The sequence below is a fragment of the Tunturiibacter gelidiferens genome, assembly GCF_014201335.1.
GTDB classification, from domain to species: domain Bacteria; phylum Acidobacteriota; class Terriglobia; order Terriglobales; family Acidobacteriaceae; genus Edaphobacter; species Edaphobacter lichenicola_E.
The window spans coordinates 58,718-77,620 of sequence record NZ_JACHEB010000005.1 but is presented as its reverse complement, the minus strand read 5'-3'; the positions used below and the strand labels follow the sequence as shown (position 1 = coordinate 77,620).

12 protein-coding genes and 1 tRNA gene are annotated in these 18,903 nt (G+C 58.6%); 5 read left to right on the top strand and 8 right to left on the bottom strand.

Annotated features, from left to right (window positions below; translation table 11 throughout):
• Positions 1 to 72: 72 nt before the first annotated feature.
• Together HDF14_RS11625 and HDF14_RS11620 are read right to left on the bottom strand one after the other, a co-directional pair.
• Positions 73 to 669 carry a redoxin domain-containing protein gene (locus HDF14_RS11625; protein ID WP_183976763.1) on the bottom strand — a complete coding sequence of 199 codons (597 nt, stop codon included), beginning with the start codon at positions 667 to 669 and terminating at the stop codon, positions 73 to 75.
• A gap of 91 nt (positions 670 to 760) precedes the next feature.
• Positions 761 to 2,251 (bottom strand): UbiA family prenyltransferase, encoded by a 1,491-nt coding sequence (locus HDF14_RS11620; RefSeq protein WP_183976761.1) that lies wholly within the window; start codon positions 2,249 to 2,251, stop codon positions 761 to 763.
• Positions 2,252 to 2,439: 188 nt separating this feature from the next.
• On the opposite strand from HDF14_RS11620, the gene HDF14_RS11615 reads away from it, so the two are divergent.
• Genes HDF14_RS11615 through HDF14_RS11605 form a run of 3 tightly spaced genes read left to right on the top strand, consistent with a single transcriptional unit; the run spans position 2,440 to position 10,327 of the window.
• On the top strand, positions 2,440 to 3,825 hold the full coding sequence (locus HDF14_RS11615; RefSeq protein WP_221304657.1) for an efflux RND transporter periplasmic adaptor subunit: 1,386 nt from the start codon (positions 2,440 to 2,442) through the stop codon (positions 3,823 to 3,825).
• Positions 3,822 to 6,977, top strand: coding sequence for a multidrug efflux RND transporter permease subunit (locus HDF14_RS11610; RefSeq protein WP_183976759.1), 3,156 nt, complete (start codon positions 3,822 to 3,824; stop codon positions 6,975 to 6,977). The genes HDF14_RS11615 and HDF14_RS11610 overlap by 4 nt, the downstream gene beginning before the upstream one ends.
• A gap of 20 nt (positions 6,978 to 6,997) precedes the next feature.
• Positions 6,998 to 10,327 carry an efflux RND transporter permease subunit gene (locus HDF14_RS11605; protein WP_183976757.1) on the top strand — a complete coding sequence of 1,110 codons (3,330 nt, stop codon included), beginning with the start codon at positions 6,998 to 7,000 and terminating at the stop codon, positions 10,325 to 10,327.
• Positions 10,328 to 10,486: 159 nt separating this feature from the next.
• Here the strand turns inward: HDF14_RS11605 and glgP are convergent, their stop codons facing one another.
• From glgP to HDF14_RS11585, 4 genes are all read right to left on the bottom strand, one after another.
• Positions 10,487 to 12,283: an alpha-glucan family phosphorylase gene (gene glgP / locus HDF14_RS11600; protein ID WP_183976754.1), complete on the bottom strand. Its 1,797-nt coding sequence runs from the start codon at positions 12,281 to 12,283 to the stop codon at positions 10,487 to 10,489.
• A gap of 179 nt (positions 12,284 to 12,462) precedes the next feature.
• Positions 12,463 to 13,851: a pyridoxal phosphate-dependent decarboxylase family protein gene (locus HDF14_RS11595; RefSeq protein WP_183976752.1), complete on the bottom strand. Its 1,389-nt coding sequence runs from the start codon at positions 13,849 to 13,851 to the stop codon at positions 12,463 to 12,465.
• Positions 13,852 to 13,853: 2 nt separating this feature from the next.
• Entirely contained in the window at positions 13,854 to 14,156 is a 303-nt protein-coding gene (locus HDF14_RS11590; RefSeq protein WP_183976750.1) for a hypothetical protein, read from the bottom strand.
• A 113-nt stretch (positions 14,157 to 14,269) separates the two neighbouring features.
• The gene (locus HDF14_RS11585; RefSeq protein ID WP_183976748.1) at positions 14,270 to 15,832 is read right to left on the bottom strand and encodes an adenosine deaminase family protein; all 1,563 of its coding nucleotides are present in this window, start codon (positions 15,830 to 15,832) and stop codon (positions 14,270 to 14,272) included.
• A gap of 310 nt (positions 15,833 to 16,142) precedes the next feature.
• Between HDF14_RS11585 and HDF14_RS11580 the strand changes: the two genes are divergently transcribed.
• Positions 16,143 to 16,217 (top strand) — tRNA-Phe (locus tag HDF14_RS11580).
• 48 nt (positions 16,218 to 16,265) lie between these two features.
• Here the strand turns inward: HDF14_RS11580 and HDF14_RS11575 are convergent.
• Together HDF14_RS11575 and HDF14_RS11570 are read right to left on the bottom strand one after the other, a co-directional pair.
• Positions 16,266 to 17,273, bottom strand: a complete 1,008-nt coding sequence (locus HDF14_RS11575) for a medium chain dehydrogenase/reductase family protein (RefSeq protein WP_183976746.1) — start codon at positions 17,271 to 17,273, stop codon at positions 16,266 to 16,268.
• Positions 17,274 to 17,377: 104 nt separating this feature from the next.
• Complete coding sequence (locus HDF14_RS11570) at positions 17,378 to 17,947, bottom strand: permease (RefSeq protein ID WP_183976744.1); 570 nt, start codon at positions 17,945 to 17,947, stop codon at positions 17,378 to 17,380.
• Between the two features lie 196 nt (positions 17,948 to 18,143).
• Between HDF14_RS11570 and HDF14_RS11565 the strand changes: the two genes are divergently transcribed.
• On the top strand, positions 18,144 to 18,761 hold the full coding sequence (locus HDF14_RS11565; RefSeq protein ID WP_183976742.1) for a TetR/AcrR family transcriptional regulator: 618 nt from the start codon (positions 18,144 to 18,146) through the stop codon (positions 18,759 to 18,761).
• Positions 18,762 to 18,903 lie beyond the last annotated feature (142 nt).

Sequence of the window (18,903 nt, the reverse complement as noted above, 5' to 3'; positions counted from 1 at the left end):
GACGCTGCTCAGGCGTGCATGGAAAGGGTTTGAAGGGCGGATCCTGGCCGAATCTGTTCGGAACGTATCTTCTTAGTCCTGTTCGCCGAAGACCTTGGCGTAGGTCTTTCCGTAAGGGTAAAAGCGATGGGTTTCTCCGCGTTGCCAGGCGGCTTTGTGCTCGGCGTCGGTGATGTCCCAGTCGGGGCGGATTTTTTTTGTGACGGCGCGGAGATCCTGGCGGAGCTCTTCGAGGGTGGGACGGCCCCAGAACCAATAGCCGTTGTAGATCTTGAAGACGACTAATCCGGGTTCGAGCACGAGGGTGTAGGGGATCATGGGATTGTGGGCGGGGTCGGTGTATTCGGCGATGTCGAGATCTTTCTGAATGTGGCGGCCGGCGTCGGAGAGGAAGGTCCAGTGGGCGCCGAGTCCGGTGCGGTATTCGTTGGTCTCGGAGATGTTGTCGGTACTGATGGTGACGAGGCGGGTGTAGGCCACCTCCATCTCGGGGTGGAGTTGGCGGAGGAGCTCGGCCTGTCGGCGATCTTTCGGACAGAAACCTCCGCGGCTCAAGATGAGCACCATGGGATGTTGTCCCTGCAGGTCGGAAAGTTTGCGGCGGGTTGCGGTGTGGTCGCTTAGTTCGTAGTCGGGAAAGATGGCTCCGGGAACGATGTCTGCACGCATGGAATGGCTCCTGCTTCCATGATGCGCTTGGGAGGCTGTGGAAGGAGAGTTCTTTGACGCGGATGAATGGATTTTGATCTGAGCGCGGGAGTTAGAGCGCGGACAGGACGATGAGGACGACGAGGGCGCCCATGAAGAGACTGCGGCGGTCGGTGATGGCATAGACGACGGGGTCTTCGTCGAGTTCGCCTCGGGAGGCCTTGAGCCAGAGGTTGCTGATCCAGAGGAGAAGGAGCGGGACGAGGAGCCAGAGGCGGTTGGTGTGGTGGTAGAGCTCGGCGGCGTCGAGGTTTGAGATGTAAAGGGTGAGGACGACGACCGACGCGTAGCCGCTGGCGGTGCCGAAGCTGCGAAGTTGTTCGATGTCGGCGACGTGGTAGCCGCGGCCACCGGCCTTGACGCCGCCACGCTCGCGGAGGTTTTCGAGCTCGGCGAAGCGTTTGACGAAGGCAAGCGAGAGGAAGAAGAAGATGCTGAAGCCGGCGAGCCAGGTGGAGATGGCTACTCCGGTGGCGGCTGAACCGGCGATGATGCGGACGGTGTAGAGGCCGGAGAGGACGATGACGTCTACGAGGACGGAGCGTTTGAGACGAAGCGAGTAAGCGAGGGTTGTGACGAGGTAGATGCCGAGCCAGAGAAGGAAGTGGTAGGGGCGAGCGAGGCTGTAGCCGGGCGAAATGGTCGTGATGACACGGGGTACGAGAAGGGCGAGAACCAGCGAGGACGCGAGAAAGAGCACTACGACGGCGATGCCGGAGAGTGCGGAGAGGTCTCCGGAGGCGAAAGGGCGGCGTCGCTTGCGGGGGTGCTGGCGGTCGGCTTCGAGGTCGAGGAGGTCGTTGACGATGTAGGTGGCGGAGGCGCAGAGGCCGAAGCTGAGGAAGGCCAGGGCGGCTCCGGCGAGCAGGCCGGGGGCCCAGGCGTGGGCGAGGAGAAGAGGGAGAAAGATGAGGGCGTTTTTGGCCCATTGGTGGAGACGGATGGCTTTGGGCCAAGCTTTGAAGGGGGAGACGGTCTCGTCGAAGGAACGGGCTGGGGTGAGGCGGGCTTTGCGGAGGGCTGCACGGAGGCCGGGGGTGGGATTGGCGACCATGGGCTCCTTGCAGTTTTGGAGCAGGGAGAGGTCTGGCGTGGCGTTGCCTATGTAGGAGAAGTTGTCGCCGAACTGGGACCGAAAGGCGGCTAGTTTGTTTTTGCCGGCGAGGTTGAGCTGGCCATCGGAGGCGAGGACGCCGGTGAAGAGTCTCAGGTGGTCGGCGACACGGTTGGCGGTGTTGGCGTCGGCGGCGGTGGCGAGGTAGATGGGACGGCCGATGGCGTGCTGTTGCTCAAGATATTGAAGGAGTTCGCGGTTGTAGGGGAGATGAGCGACGTCGAGCTTGACGGTGGCGGCGAGGTGGCGTTTGAGGGCGGCCTTCCCCTGGAGGAGCCATGAGGGGAGTTTCAGGAGGGCTGCCGGGTGGTGGCGGGCGACGGCAAGCGCGGAGTCGTGCAGGGTGTCGGACTTGACGAGGGTGCCGTCTAGGTCGACGCAGAGCACTGGCAGGGCGGCAGTGTCGATTGCGGGGGCCGGGAGAGGCAAAAGTGTCCTTCCTTACGTCTAACTAGAATATTAGGAACAAAGTGCACGGTGTTGCGTAGTTCCCATTATGGCCACCACGAGATGAAGGGCTTCGCTAACTAACGTCATTATCATTTATTCTTAGATATCTGGCACCGTAATCAATTTGTTCGTGCAGTGAATTTTCCCGAGAGAGCAGAGACCATCACATGCTGTCAGCACAGATTAGCGAAAAAGAGCGACACGATGGGGTAACGACGGCTGAGTCGCAGAAGACGCTGCGACAGCCCGAGCCGTTGCCCGAGGAGCCAAAAGGCTCGGGCGCGCGGAAGTGGATTGTGGTTCTGCTGATTGCGGCGGCGGTGGGGGCGGCGATCTGGAAGATCCGCCGGAATACGAAGGAGCAGAACGGCGTCCAGATGATGATGGCGGCGCAGGCGGAAAGGCCGACGCCGGTGCAGGTGTCGTCGGTGCAGCAGAAGACGATGCCGATCTTTCTGACGGCGCTTGGCACGGTGACGGCGTACAACACGGTGACGATCAAGTCCCGTGTGGATGGGGAGTTGATGCAGGTGCCGGTGCGCGAAGGGCAGGCGGTCAAGCAGGGACAGGTGCTGGCTGAGATCGATCCGAAGCCTTACCAGGCGGCGCTGGAGCAGGCGCAGGGACAGCTGGTGAAAGACCAGGCGAACGCGGTGAATGCTCGCGCTGAGGCTGCGAGGTATGAGGCGTTGCTTTCTGCGGGGGTCGTTTCGAAGGAGAGCCAGCAGGCGCAGGCTTCGACGGCGGGGCAGGCGGAGGGTTCGATCGCCTCTGATCGTGCGGCGATTGAGGCTGCGAAGGTGAATTTGGGATATACGAAGATTCTGTCGCCGATCAATGGCGTGGTTGGGTTGCGGCAGGTGGATGCTGGAAATATCGTGCATGCGTCCGATACGACCGGGTTGCTGGTGGTGACTCAGTTGCAGCCGATTGCGGTGATCTTTACTCTACCCGAGGACCAGTTGCCTCAGGTGTTGAAGCGGACTCGCGCGGGCGACAAGCTGGTGGTGGAGGCGTATGACCGCGCAGCCGCAACGCATCTGGCGACCGGAAGCCTGCTGACCGTCGATAACGAGATTGATACGACGACCGGAATGGTGAAGGCGAAGGCCGTGTTTGAGAACAAAGATGGCGCGCTGTTTCCGAACCAGTTTGTGAATGTTCGCTTAATTCTGCAGGAGAAGCGGAATGCTGTCGTGATTCCAGCTTCGGCGCTGCAGACGGGGACGCAGGGGAACTTTGTTTATTTGTTGAAGGAAGGACAGCCTCCGGCTGATCCGCTGGCGAAGAAAGACGCCGATGGACCAATGATCGAGCTGCCTGAGAATAAGACGAATTTTTATGTCGAAGCGCAGACGGTGAATGTGGAACTGACCGAGGGGACGCAGGTGATCCTGAACGGCGGCGTGAAGCCAGGCGATCAGATCGTGGTGGACGGACAGGAGAAGTTGAAGAACGGGAGTAAGGTGTTTCCGAAGACTGCTCCTGTGAAGAGCGGAGATGCGACGACTGCGGAGTTGGGAACGACGAGCAATGTGAGGCAGGGTTCGTGAGTCCTTCGAAACCATTTATTCTCAGGCCGGTGGCCACCTCGCTGTTGATGGTGGCCATTTTGCTTGCGGGGTTTGTCGCGTATGAGCAGCTGCCGGTGTCTGCGCTGCCGCAGGTGGACTATCCGACGATCCAGGTGCAGACGTTTTATCCGGGGGCAAGCCCGGAGGTGATGGCGTCGTCGGTGACGGCACCACTCGAGCGACAGTTCGGGCAGATCCCGGGGCTGAGCCAGATGACTTCGTCGAGCTCGGGCGGCGGCAGCGTGATTACGTTGCAGTTCGACTTGGCGGAGTCGATTGATATTGCGCAGCAAGATGTGCAGGCTGCGATCAATGCTGCGTTTACGTATCTGCCGAAAGACCTGCCGAATCCGCCGGTGTACAGCAAAGTAAACCCGGCGGATGCGCCGATCATGACGCTGGCGTTGACCAGCGATACGCTTCCGCTTTCGAAGGTGGAAGACCTGGCGGATACGGTGATCGCGCAGAAGATTTCGCAGCTTTCGGGCGTGGGGCTGGTGTCGATCAACGGTGGGCAGAAGCCTGCGGTGCGGATCCAGGCGAATCCGACGGCGCTGGCGAACTATGGGCTGAGCCTCGAAGATATTCGTGCGGCGATTGGCACGACCAATGTGGATCAGGCTAAGGGCAATCTCAATGGGCCGAGCCAGACCTACACGATTGGTGCGAACGATCAGCTGCCTTCGAGTACCGCTTACAACAATGTGATTATTGCGTACCGGAATGGATCGCCGGTGCGACTGTCGGATGTTGCGAATGCGGTCGATAGTGCGGAGAACCTTTTCCAGGCTGCCTGGATGGGGACCGCGGCGCAGGCTCGCTCGAATGGACAACTGGCGCGCGAGGCGGTGTTGAAGCCGGCGGTGATTGTGAACATCCAGCGGCAGCCGGGGGCGAACATCATCGGCGTGGTGGATGAGGTGCAGAAGATTCTGCCGCAGCTGCGGTCGTCGATGCCGGCGACGGTGACGCTGCAGGTGCTGACGGACCGGACGAATACGATTCGGGCTTCAGTGAAGGACGTGCAGTTTTCGCTGGTGCTGACCATTGGGCTGGTCGTGATGGTGATCTTCCTGTTCCTGCGGTCGATTGCGGCGACGATTATTCCTTCGGTGGCGGTGCCGCTGTCGATTGTCGGGACGTTTGGGGTGATGTACCTGCTTGGGTATAGCCTGAATAATCTTTCGCTGATGGCGTTGACAATCTCGACGGGGTTTGTGGTCGATGACGCGATTGTGATGATTGAGAACATCGCGCGTTACCTCGAACAGGGGGATTCGCCGCTTGAGGCCGCATTGAAGGGCTCAGAGCAGATTGGGTTCACGATCGTTTCGCTGACGGTGAGCCTGATTGCGGTGCTGATTCCGTTGCTGTTCATGGGCGATATTGTGGGCCGACTGTTCCGCGAGTTTGCTGTAACACTCGCGGTTACAATTTTGGTTTCGGCGCTGGTGTCGTTGACGTTGACGCCGATGATGTCGGCGAAGCTGTTGAAGCATACGCCGGAGAGTGAGCAGAGCAAGTTCTACAAGAAGAGCGAGGAGTTCTTCGAGTACGTCATTGCGAAGTATGCGGTTGGTGTGCGGTTCGTTTTGCGGCACCAGGGGGCAACGCTTCTGGTGACCCTGGCTACGTTTGGGCTGACGGTTTATTTGTTTTTGATTGTGCCGAAGGGATTCTTCCCGGTGCAGGATACGGGCGTGCTGCTTGGGATTACTGAGGCTCCTCAGACTGTCAGCTTCAATGCGATGAGCTCACGGCAGCAGGCACTGGCGAGGATCATTCTTCAGGACAAGGATGTAGAGAGCGTTTCGTCGTTCATTGGCATCGATGGGACGAACTCTACGTTGAATAGTGGACGCATACAAATTAACCTGAAGGATCGTGAGCAGAGGAGTTCGACGGCGCTGGAGGTGATTCAGCGGTTGGAGCCGAAGGTTGCGACGGTGGATGGGATTCAGTGCTTCCTGCAGCCGCTGCAGGACCTGACGGTGGAAGATCGTGTTAGCCGTACGCAATATCAGTATTCGCTCGAGGATGCGAACGTCGATGAGCTGGCGATGTGGACCGACAGAATGGTCAACAGGCTGAAACAGATTCCGATTCTCAGCGACGTTGCCAGCGATGAGCAGTTGAGCGGATTAGAGGCGCAGCTTGTAATCGATCGGGATACTGCGTCGCGACTGGGGATTACACCGCAGAACATCGACGACACGCTGGATGATGCGTTTGCGCAGCGGCAGGTTTCGACGATCTTCACACAGCAGAATCAGTATCACGTGGTGTTGGAGGTGGCTCCGAAGTATCAGCGGAATCCGGCGGCGCTCGGGAACATTTACGTGAAGAGCTCGAACGGGACGCAGGTTCCTTTGTCCGCGTTTACTCATTTTGAGGAGAGACAGACAGCGCTGGTGATCAACCACCAGGGCCAGTTCCCTGCTGTGACGATTTCGTTCAACCTTGCGCCGGGCAAGTCGATTGGCGATGCTGTGAACGCGGTGAACAAGGTCAAGGCGGAGCTGAATATGCCGCCGAGTGTGAAGGGCGAGTTCCAGGGATCGGCGAGGGCGTTCGAAGCTTCGATTGCGAATGAGCCGTTGCTGATTCTGGCGGCGTTGATCGTGGTTTATATCGTGCTGGGTGTGTTGTACGAGAGCTATATTCACCCGATCACGATCTTGTCGACGCTGCCTTCGGCGGGCGTAGGCGCGATTCTGGCGCTGCTTTTGTTTCATGTGGATCTGAGCGTGATTGCGCTGATCGGAATTATTTTGCTGATCGGCATTGTGAAGAAGAACGCGATTATGATGATCGACTTTGCATTGGAGGCTGAGCGGGAACAGGGGATGACGCCGACGGAAGCGATCTACCAGGCGTGTCTGCTGCGGTTTCGGCCGATCATGATGACGACGATGGCGGCGCTCCTGGGCGGGTTGCCGCTGGCACTGGGTACAGGCACGGGAAGCGAGCTGCGACGGCCGTTGGGCATCACGATTGTGGGCGGACTGATTGTGTCGCAGGTGTTGACGTTGTTTACTACGCCGGTGGTTTATCTGTTCTTCGATCGAATTGCGCGCAGGTATCGAAAGGCTCAGAAGGATGTGGAGTTGCATGCGATGTCGGCGGATTGATGGTTAGGGACTAGGGAGCTATGCATTTTTCAGCACCATTTATTCGGCGGCCGGTAGCGACATTTCTGTTGTCGCTGGCGGTGATTCTGGCGGGCGCAGTGGCTTATACCCTGCTGCCGGTGGCCAGTCTGCCTCAGGTGGAGTTTCCGGTGATCTCGGTGGGTGCGAGTTTGCCCGGCGCCGATCCGGAGACGATGGCTTCGTCGGTGGCGACGCCCTTGGAGCGCCAGTTCTCGAAGATCGCGGGTGTCAATGAGATGACGTCGTCGTCTTCGACCGGCACGGCCTCTATTGTGCTGCAGTTCGATCTGACGCGTGATGTGAATGGGGCGGCACGTGATGTGCAGGCTGCGATCAATGCGGCGCGGAGTCAGTTGCCAGCAAACCTGCCGAGTAATCCGGGGTATTACAAGGTGAATCCTGCGGACTCGCCGATTATGATTCTGGCGCTGACCTCGGACACGATGAATATTCCGCAGTTGTACGACGCCTGCGACAGCATTCTTGCGCAGAAGATCGCACAGATTCCGGGCGTGGGGCAGACTTTCTGCGGAGGCAGCTCGAAGCCGTCGGTGCGGATCGAGGCGAATCCGTTACAACTGGCGCACTACGGCGTGGGGTTGGAGGCGGTACGGGCTGCGATCGGCACAGTGAATGTGAATCAGCCGAAGGGATATCTGCAGGACGATACGCGCCGGTGGAGTGTTAGTGCGACGGATCAGTTATTTGGCGCGGCGGCGTATGCTCCGTTGATAGTTGCAACGGACAGGGGGCCGGTGAGTTCGGCTGCAGCAAGCTCGGGGCTGCCTGCTTCAGTGGCGAGCGCGTTGACGAACAATCCGCAGGCTGTGAGTGGGGGGACGGGTTCGACCACTACGAATACCGCGACCACCGCCGCTTCGACAGGTACGAGCAGTCCGGTTGCGGCTCCGACGGCGAGTGCGTCGACAGGGATGACGGCGGGGCCAGGAACTGCGCATGGCATCGTCCGGATCGAGGACATCGCGAAGGTAGTGGATAGCGTTGAGGACGTCCATGGCACCGGAGTGTTTAACGGCAAGCCCGCGATCCTTGTGATCGTGTTCAAGACCTCGACGGCGAACGTAATCGAGACCGTGGATAACGTGAAGAAGATGCTGCCGTTGCTGGAGGCTTCGATTCCTCCGGCGATTTCGGTGCATGTTGCGTTGGACCGCACGACTACGATTCGCGCGTCTGTGAAGGATGTGACGCGGACGCTGGTGATCTCGATTTTGCTCGTGATCCTGGTGGTGTTTCTGTTCCTGCGTGAAGTGCGCTCGACTTTGATTCCGACGGTCGCGGTGCCTTTGAGCCTGCTAGGAACGTTTGCGGTGATGTATCTGCTGGGATATACGCTGGACAATCTTTCGTTGATGGCGCTGACGATCTCGACGGGGTTTGTGGTCGATGACGCGATTGTGGTGATCGAGAATATCAGCCGTCATCTTGAAGCTGGAATGTCGCCGTACCAGGCTGCGATGTTGGGGTCGAAGGAGATTGGGTTTACGGTAGTGTCGATGAGCACGTCGCTGATTGCGGTGTTCATTCCGATCCTGCTGATGGGTGGAATTGTGGGGAGGCTGTTTCGCGAGTTTGCGGTAACGCTGTCGGTGGCAATTATGGTGTCACTGGTGGTGTCGCTGACGACTACGCCGATGTTGAGCGCGAAGTTTCTGGAGCCGCACAACTGGCGGAAGCATGGATGGTTTTATCGTGCGGGAGAGCGGGCGCTGGAGTGGCTGGCTGCGGAGTATGAGCTGGGACTGCGGTGGGTGTTGAAGCACCAGAAGCTGGTGCTGACGATTACTGTGCTGACGTTTGTGCTCAACGTCTATCTCTACATTTTGGTGCCGAAGGGTTTCTTTCCCGAGCAGGACGCGGGTCGCATTGGCGGACAAGTGCAGGGCCAGCAGGATGTTTCGTTTCCCGAGTTGAAGAAGAAGGTGTTGGCGCTGGCGGCGATTGCGGAAAAAGATCCGGGAGTGGAGGATGTGACGGCCTTTGCGGGCGGACGCGGGAACGTCAACTCGGGCTTTATGTTTATGTCGCTGAAGCCGGATGCGGAGCGGAGGAAGACGGGAGACACGGCGCAGGTAATCGTAGACCGGCTGCGACCGCAGATGACCAGCGTTCCGGGCGCGGTTATGTATCTGCAGGCGTTTCAGGATCTGCGTATCGGTGGGCGGAACACGGCGACGGAGTACCAGTACACGCTGACGGCGGACAATCTGAAGGAGCTGAACGAGTGGGGGCCGAAGCTGGAGGCTGCGATGAACCAGCTGCCTCAGATCAAAGACGTCGCGACGGACGAGCAGCAGGAGGGGTTGCGCGGGCAGTTGGTGATCGACCGGGCTACGGCGAGCCGTCTGGGAGTTTCGCCGCTGACGATCGATTCGACGCTGTCGGATGCGTTTGCGCAGGCACAGGTTTCGACGACGTACATGCCGCTGAATCAGTACCACGTGGTGTTGGAGGTCCCGCCGGAGTTTCAGGAAGATCCTGATGCTCTGAAGAATATCTATGTGAAAAGTACGACGGGAGCGATGGTGCCGCTGTCGGCGGTGACGCACTTTGAGACGCAGAGAATTCCATTGGCGGTGAATCACCAGTCGCAATCGCCGGCTACAACGTTGTCGTTCAATCTGGCGCCGGGGGCTTCGCTGAGTGAGGCGACGCAGGCGATTCAGCAGGCGCGGGTGGATATCGGAATGCCTTCGGCGATCCATGGTGGTTTTGCGGGATCTGCGCAGGCTTTCAAGGACTCGCTGAAGAGTGAGCCATGGCTGATTTTGCTGGCGTTGGTGGCGGTTTATCTTGTGCTCGGGATTTTGTATGAGAGCTTTATTCATCCGTTGACGATTCTGTCGACGCTGCCTTCGGCGGGCGTGGGTGCGATTGTGGCGCTGCTGCTGTTCAAGGTGGATCTGAGCGTGATCGCGATGATCGGGATCATTCTGCTGATCGGAATTGTGAAGAAGAACGCGATTATGATGATCGACTTCGCACTGGTAGCAGAACGGCAACATGGGAAGACACCGCAGGAGGCGATCTTCGAGGCTTGTATGCTGCGGTTTCGGCCGATCATGATGACGACGATGGCGGCGATGCTGGGTGGGTTGCCACTCGCGCTGGGACGCGGAGCTGGGAGTGAGACGCGGCGGCCGCTGGGAATCACTATCGTGGGAGGATTGATTGTGTCGCAGGCGCTGACGCTGTTTACTACGCCAGTGGTTTATCTTTTCTTTGATCGTGTGAGGGGCAGGTTTGCACGGATGGGACGGAGGCGACGGGCTGGGCGGCGTGTGGCTGAGGTTGTGGCTGGGGATTAGCTCTTGTCCGACATTTCGAAGACCCTATAGGACAAGCAACGGCGTGCTGCGCGCACGGCGCGATCTGCCATCGAGGCTGACGCGCCTTCGGCGCCTTCTCGCGGCGAGAAAACAGGCAACGACCGACTGGCCGTTGCCTGTGGAATGACTTTATTCGGATTAGACCAATGCGGCTTCGGGGACTACTGTGTCCGTGGAGCGGCGGTGTTCAAGGTAGTTGGTCTGGACTGCGAAGAGTGGCGTCGGGGGAAAGTACGAGTTTTCGAAGTACTGGGCGAGCATGCGGTGAGTGTTGAAGAAGCTGCCGTTGATGGCAATGCAATGCTGCTGCATGCGCGACCAGGCCCCGGGATTCGCGTACATGGGGGCAACGGACTTTTCAAGCTTTTCATAGAGGCTGGCGGCTTCGGCGGCTTCGTCTTCGCCGTTTTCAATGGCCCAGCCGGTGCTGTTTTCGGCACAACCTTCGATCCACCAACCGTCGAGGATGGAGAGCGAAGGAACACCGTTGAGGGCGGCCTTCATGCCAGAGGTGCCGGAGGCCTCGTAGGGGCGTCGGGGGGTGTTGACCCAGACATCGACGCCCTGAGTGAGCAGAGCGCCTAGCTCCCAGTCATAGTTTTCGATGTAGTAGATCTTGAGAGCTGAGGAGTTGAGTTTGGCTGCGGAGGCAAAGACGTCGCGAATGAGACCTTTGCCGGCGCTGTCGGCAGGGTGGGCTTTGCCGGCGTAGAGAATCTGCAGGCCGCCGATCTTTTCCGCGATTTCGACGAGACGTTTGGGGTCGTGGAGGAGAAGGCTGGCGCGTTTGTAGGTGGCGACGCGGCGGGCGAAACCAAGGGTCAGGACGTTGGGGTTGAAGTGATGACCGGCGCGTTTCGCGATAGTGCTGAAGAGGCGAAGCTTGCCTTTGTTGTGAGCAGCTGCGATGCGGGCCGGATCGATGCCGTAGACCGAGCGGAAGTATTGGTTGTCAGTGCGCCAGTTGGGGATCTCGCCGTCGAGAAGCTCTTGAAAATGGGGCGAGAGCCAGGTGGCGGCGTGAACGCCGTTGGTAATGGAGTAAACCTTGTACCCGGGGAACATCTGCTGAGAGACCTTGCCGTGCTGCATGGCGACGCCGTTGACGAAGCGCGAGAAACGCAGGGCGATATAGGTCATGTTCATGAGGCTGTTGTGAAGACAGCCGAACTGTTCGATGGCGGCGCCGCGGTCGTGACCTAGAACCTGATACATCTGATCCACGCCGAACTGGTCGTGGCCGGCGGGCACTGGGGTATGAGTGGTGAAGACGCACTGCTGACGGACGAATTCGATATCGGCTTCGGTTGCGTCTTTGAGGGGGATGCCGGCGAGGTGATCTTCGAGAAGGCCGATGGCAAGAAGGGCCGCATGGCCCTCGTTCATGTGATAGACCTTGGGCTTACAGGCTAGGGCTTCGAGAAGAGCTACGCCGCCGAGACCTAGAACGGTCTCCTGACAGAGGCGGTAGTAGGTGTCGCCGCCGTAGAGGTGGTCAGTGAGGCGACGGTCCCAGGGGTCGTTGCCTTCGACGTCGGTGTCGAGGAGGAAGACGGGGATGATGTGGCCGGTGACACCTACGACGTCGAAGCGCCAGGCGCGAACGAGGACCTGACGGCTCTGCAGGGTGAGGGCGATGATTCGATTGGCACTGGGAAGGGTCGTATCGGGCGACCAGGGAACGTCGGCTTCTGTCTGCTGGCCTACGTCAGAGAGTTTCTGGCGGAAGTAGCCGCGGCGATGGACGAGCGAAATCGCGACCATGGGGGCGGCAGTGTCGGCTGCGGAGCGAAGGGTGTCGCCGGCGAGCATGCCGAGGCCACCGGAGTAAGTGGGTACGGCGGGAGATAGAGCTATCTCCATGGAGAAATAGGCGATAGTACGGGTGGAGAGATCGGGTGTCGAAGGAGCGGTGAGAGCGGAGGGAAGAGTCATGCGTTGGTGGATCCTTTTCTCATCCGATTTTGCATCTCGTACGTCGATGGCCCGAGTTGCGATGCCACAACTTCTATCGGCGGGGAGATGCGCTGCGCGAGATCCGTGACAGAAATCGTTGGAGCTTCGAATTTAGGTGATTCTACCAAAGGGATCTCCATCAAAAGATGGAACTCCGGTTAGGTTACGTTGGTTCTATTGGGGTATTGACCGGTAACCGTGCCTGCGGCGGTCTCAAGGCGTTGCCACAAGTGGTCTAACCAAAGGAGATGCTCGGGCTTCATCAGTACGGATCGGAGACAGGTCACATTTATTTCGGTGTTTTTGGGGGAGGTATCTTTCCATGTATCTTGTGGAAAAAATCGCGCCGGAAGTTTGGCCAGAGCAATATGGAGATCGATTTTGGCGGCTTCGTCGAAGATGGACTGCGCGAGGACCGAGGAAGCCTCGGGGGTGGGAGCGTTGGCCGCCCAGAAGACGATGTCTAGCTGAGGCTGGCTTGATGGGGTGAGAAATTGACTGCTTCCGGTCAGGCGTCGGTGAAGTTCGAGCGCCGCGGCATGGCCGGACTCGAGGCCTCGGGCGAATACGCCTCCGGGGGTGTAGGGGAGAAGTTGTTGGGTCGCCCAGAGAGCTACGGCGGAGGCGCCTGCACGGGAGCACTCGAGGGAGATCTCGCCGAGATGGAGGTCTTTTGAGGAGAAGTAGGTGTAGGGGGAGTCGTGTTTGTAGAAGCGGCCGACGGTGGGGTCGCGGAAGAGGATGGAGCCGCAGCCGTAGGGTTGGAGGCCGTGCTTGTGGGGGTCGATGACGATGGAGTCCGCGTCGGGGATGGCGTCGAACGCGGCGCGAGTCTCGGGGGAGAGGTTGGAGGCGAGAGTGAAGTAGCCGCCGTAGGCTGCATCGACGTGGATGCGGAACTCGTACTTTTTCTGGAGAGTCAGGACGTGATCGAGCGGATCGACCGAACCGATCGCGGTTGTGCCTAAGGTGACGACCACGGTGCCGATATTTTTAGTTGCGAGGAGTTGCTCGAGAGCGGCGAGGTCCATGCGGCCGCGAGCGTCGGAGGGAATGGTGACGAAGGGCAGGCCGAGGACGCTCGAGATGCGGCTGTGAGTGTAGTGGGCCTGATCGGAGGCGGCGATTGCTTTGCCCGGCATGAGCTGGCCAGCGACCCAGAGGGCTTCGAGGTTCGCGAAGGTGCCGCCGCTTGAGAGGTGGCCGAGATGCTGGGGCCAGTGAAACATCTTTGCGATGGCGGCTACGGCCTCGATCTCCATCGCAGAGCTGGCGCGACCGCCGTCGAGGGCGTGATTGTTCGGATTGACCGACATGGCAAGCGCGTAGGCGGCGCGAGCGATGGGGTGGGGCGGCTTCAGCATCTGTCCGGCGTAGAGAGGATGGGCGTAGGGATAGTTGTCGTGCAGGCGCTCGGCGACCTGATGGAGGATCGCAGAGGCTGATTCGCCTAGCTGGGGTGCGGGGTTTGGTGGGAGGTGGGCAGAGCCTTCGTCAAGGTACTGCTGGGCGGCAGTAAGGAGTTTCAGGAAGTCATCGGCTGGCATGGTTAGTAAATCTCGTGGGTGACAAAACCAAGCTTGATGATGAAGCCGACGATCATGGCGAGGACAAAGGCAACGGTCGTCCAGAGAGCGAGCGAGCGAAGGCGTTTGGTGAGCGCCTCAATAAGAATAATGAGCGCGAAGAGGACTGTCATGAGGATCAGGCCATCTGCGACAAAGTAGCGCGTAGTGGTGGGCGTGGTTACTGTGAGGCCCCAATGCAGATTGAACGGATGGGCGAAGCTGCCGATGGCGAAGGCGAAGAGGAGCAGAAGGAATTGGAGGATGGCACCAATTATTTTTTTCATGGATTGGCTCTGGGATTGAGTTTAGCTCGGGCGTTCAAGATACGAAGAAATTCAGGATCAACACACAACTGTTGCTGTGATCTGTCGAACATCACATTGTCTCTTGTGATCTCTCAAGGCAGCTTGGACTCGAAGAGATCGTAGCGATGTTCGAGTTCCCATTGTTGAGCAGCCTTTTCGCTGGATTGGAGAAAGCTCAGGCAGTTCGGGGTGGGATTGGCGGCTCCAAGCGGCTGTCCGGCACAGGCAGAGACGGTTTTGGTAAATGCATCAGGCTGTTGCCAGAGGCTGGGTCCGGGGAGAAAACTATGCTCGAGGCTCGTGCGGGCGGATTGCTTGAGGTCGAAGTAGGAGAGATTGAACTCCATTGCGGCGCGTGTGTACTCGTTGGTGAGATCGATGCGGGAGACGCCCTCGTCGTCGGTGGAGAGAGCGATGGGAACGCCAGCGGCACGGTACAACGGCAGCGGGTGCCATGGCGTAGTGACGCCGAGGATGACATCGTTCGAGGTGAGATTGATCTCAACCATGATGTGCCGGTCTGCTAATTCCTTCAGCAACGCTTGAGGCTCGTTCTCATACATGACGTCGACGCCGTGACCGATGCGTTCGGCGTGGCCGAGGTCAACGGCCTCGCGGATGTGGAAGCGAAGACCATCGGGAGCGACGAGGCCTGGGGCGATCTCACCGGCGTGGAGGGAGATGTGAACCTTCGGGTAGACGCTGTGAAGGTAGTCGAGCATAAGCATCTGGCGGTGATATTCGGACATGGAGAGGTAGGCGTCTTCGGGTTGCACGAAGTTGAGGCCGACGACGCGAGGGTCTACCGAAGCGACTTCGAAGGCAAGCAGAGTTTGTGCGAAGACATGTTGCGGGGGGAAGGCGCGGAGAACCTGGTAGAGAAAGCGAACTTTGACGGAACAGGCAGCTCGAGCACTGGGTTGACCGCAGTTTTCGATGCGATCTCGTGCGTCGAGGGCGTCGTCCAATTGTTTGCGATCGACGGCTACCTCGTCGCGGAGGCCTGCGTTGAGGAGTGTGTCGCGAAGATGACTGAGATCTTCGCGGCTGGTACCGGTAGCGTCGCCGGTGCGATTTTGCGCTGGATCGGCAGGTGTGGAGGGCCACTCAATGTTGGAGACGATCCTGGAGAGGTCGGTGAAGATAGGGGTCTCCATGACCTCCAGGTATTGCTCGTTCTGCGACGCGGCACGGGTGGCGACTTCGTCGAGCCACTCTCCTGTATGAGATTTGTTGAGACTGCGAAAACGGTCGAAGGTGGCGAAGAACTGATCGTGTCCGCTGACGCCCGCGCTGGGCACAAAGGCACGCATGGAGAAGGAATCGACGAGAGCATCGTAGAGCTTCTGGTCTTTGAAGGCATCCTCGGCGCGAACATTGCCTTCACCACAGACGGGCTGCGGCGGGATGCTTCGGGTGGTGGCATCTGGTTTGAAGAAACTGTGCGTGGCGGGGTTGACGCAGAGAATATCAGCCGCTCCGTCTTTGATGTAGGTCTCAGCATAGACCGCGCCTGCGAGATGCATGTGCAGGTCTGCGCCCTTTGGCATGCGAGTAAGAAAGGCGTTGAGCTGGAGTGGGCTTTCCCTTGCGGCGTTGAAAGCCTTGATGGCTCTCTGTTCGCGCGGCGTGGCGGCCGCGGCGGTTGCCTTCATAGTGGCCGGTGCGGATAATGTCGCTGCGACTTGCGCGTGAGCGGCAATAACGAGACAGAAAAGAAGTGATGCAGGCGTAAGGCTTCGGGAACAAAGGAGCATGGGCATCCTAGCGTTTAGTTTCAAGTAATGAGAAAGGATAGCGCGAGCGGGGAGAGTTGGCGGTACAGCTAGGGGTTGCTATACTTAGAATGCATTTGCGTTGCCGGCTCCCGCCAGCGATGGGCTCCCCTGAAAAGCCGGGGCGACAGATGTAGTATCAGCGCACGGTGGTTCTTGGCGATCCCCGATAGAAGGCGTTGAATGCCAAGGCCAGATAGCTCAGTGGTAGAGCGCGGCCCTGAAAAGGCCGGCGTCGGCGGTTCGATCCCGTCTCTGGCCACCATTTTATAATCAATAACTTAGATAAGCCAGATATTCGCTCGGTGTATAGCTAGTGCGAAGAAACGTCGAGCACGATCGAACCGACGCCACTGCCTCGCGCATATGTGCGATGCGCTTCCTGAATGTCAGCCAGCGCAAACACCGCCTTGATGGGCACCCGGATACGGCCCTCTGCAAGCCAGCGAAAAAGGAGCGCCAGATCTGAGGCAAAGTGTTTGGAGCCTCGGTTCAAGCCGAAGAACGTGGTCCGCTTACCCGACCAGAAAACCAGATTGCGGGCAAACAGCTTAAGGACCATGGGCACCGGTGACGTCCGGGGAACGTTCGTCAGAGCAGGCAAGTTCTGGCCATAGCCCACCAGGATGCCGCCCTTGCGCAAGATGGAATAGCTCTCATCAAAGCTCTGATATCCAAGCGGATCGAACACAGAATCCACGCCCCCTAGACGCCGCATTTCTCGAATCCATTCTTTTTGTTTGTAGTCGAACACCACGGCTGCGCTTGCACTTAGTTCCGCATGCTTGCTAGCCGAAGCGGTTCCGAACACTTCCGCGCCTCGCAATTGCGCCAGATGGAGGAGCGCCATGCCTACCGCACCGCTGAGCCCATGAACGAAGATGCGCTGGCCGCGCGTTACCTTGGCACTGTGTTCGAGCATGCCGTAGGCAGTCGTCCAGTCCAGGATGAGCGCAGTGGCTTGCCGGAGGTCCACACCCTCCGGGACAGGTAATACAAACTTCTCCGGGACGTTCATCCGCTCTGCCTGCGCTCCATATTTGGTGAGGCAACCGACGATGGTTCCCGGCGCAAATTTCGTGCAGCCCGCACCATTCTCCAGCACCTTGCCGACCATGCTGTAGCCCGGCGTCAGGGGTGGCTTCTTCTGAAGCGGATACGTGCCGCGTCGCATATTGACGTCGGAACCTGCGACCACGGAATGTAGTACTTCCACCTGCACCTCACCTGCCTGCGGACTCGCAATTTTTGCCTCGATAACCTGCAGAACACTTTCGTCTCCGAAGCGGGGAACAAGTACTTTTCTGATCGTGGTATCCACTGTCTGTCTCTCCATTGCGTATCACTTCTTTGTCATTCTGGATAACGTCCAAATCGTTAAGGAGCGGCTGGCTTTATCGACCGAATCTATAGGATGCACGGCGTCTAACTCGTATAGTCCAGATACAACACGAATAGACCGAATACTGCGATCATTGCTGCTGACAGCGACGCTAATTTTCCATTTCTTCCGGCTTTAGTCGACACGTTCATCGCCGAGCGCCAGTACGTGGCAGCGCCTGCGACGACGAGAACGAGTTCCACGCATGCGGCCGCTTGTGGATGATTCCAAAGTCCGAAGCCAAAACGTGTAAGGTTGCCCAAATTTCGGGGAAGCACAGGCATGTCAGGGCGATGAACAACCAAATCGAGCACCCAGTGAGAAGCGCTGACCAGGGAGATCACTATTGCAACTCTCCTGCCGTGATTACGCAGGAATATCGCGCCCAGCGCCGCAGACAGCGCCAGCATGCCGACAATAGAGTGCGTGTAGTCCGCGTGAATGATCAAGCCGCCGTACCCCGGGTGAATAGGCTGCACCGACTCCCGATGAGCAAGGAGGAGCGGAACGAAGACGACGTCAAGCCACACTGTCGCGAGCATTAACGCCCAAAGAGGCGTCGATTTCTCACGAGATTTGACGATTGCGGCGAAACCAAAATGGCCAGCTACCATTTGCCGACCTCCTGCTGTTTCGTAGAGGGCCAAGGGAGGCGACGATCCACCAGCCCGACTACTACAACGAACAGAACAACTCCAGCGATGAACGACATGTTCAATCTCCTATAAATCTTGTTCTCGGTAACGAACGAGTTTATGACTTACACTGTAAGCTTACGGGGCAAGAGCGTCAAGCCTTACAATGTAAGCAATGGCCTACCCCAAACTTCTTTCGTCAGGAGAGATCCTGAAAACGGCGGTGCACCTGGTGGAACATGGAGATGCCGACGGGCTCTCGTTGAGAGCCGTTGCGGCGAAACTTGGCGTCAAGGCACCGAGTTTGTATCGCTACTTCCCGGACAAGGGAGCGTTGGAAGTTGCGGTAGCCGAAGAAATACTGACCATCATGCTAGGCGAGTTCCGGACTGCGTCCGCAACCGCTGATACGGCCAAAATGTTTCGAAGAATGACGGATGCCTATCTGCGCTTTGCGCGTGAACGATTTCCGCTCTACGCGTTCGTCATGCAGAACCGCCATCCTGAGAGATATGGCGCAGGAGCTGGTAAAGCCGTCTGGAACCTTCTGCTGGAGGCCGCAAGCGGCGTCTCCGGGCAGCCGGACGATACCGCTGCTGCTGTCGCTACCTGGGCCTTCCTGCATGGGTACGCCACTCTTGAACACTCCGGCGCGTTCGGGCCATCCGGGCCCAAAGGCGGATTGGAACGAGGCGTAGAAGCGTTCCTGAGCAACTTTAGAAGTCGCGCCCGGTCCGTTCGAAAAGAACGGACCGCGCGAGCGGACGTTCCACAGCGAAGGAAGAAGCCATGAACTAACACTAAATCCCAATGTATCGGTTTATTTACTAACGTAGGCCGCTACTCGTAGCTGTCTGGATCTGCCGCGCATAGAAAAGAATCAGTCTGCCTTGCGAGGTATTTGAACCGACTTTAGAAACGCCACAGGTGTGGCT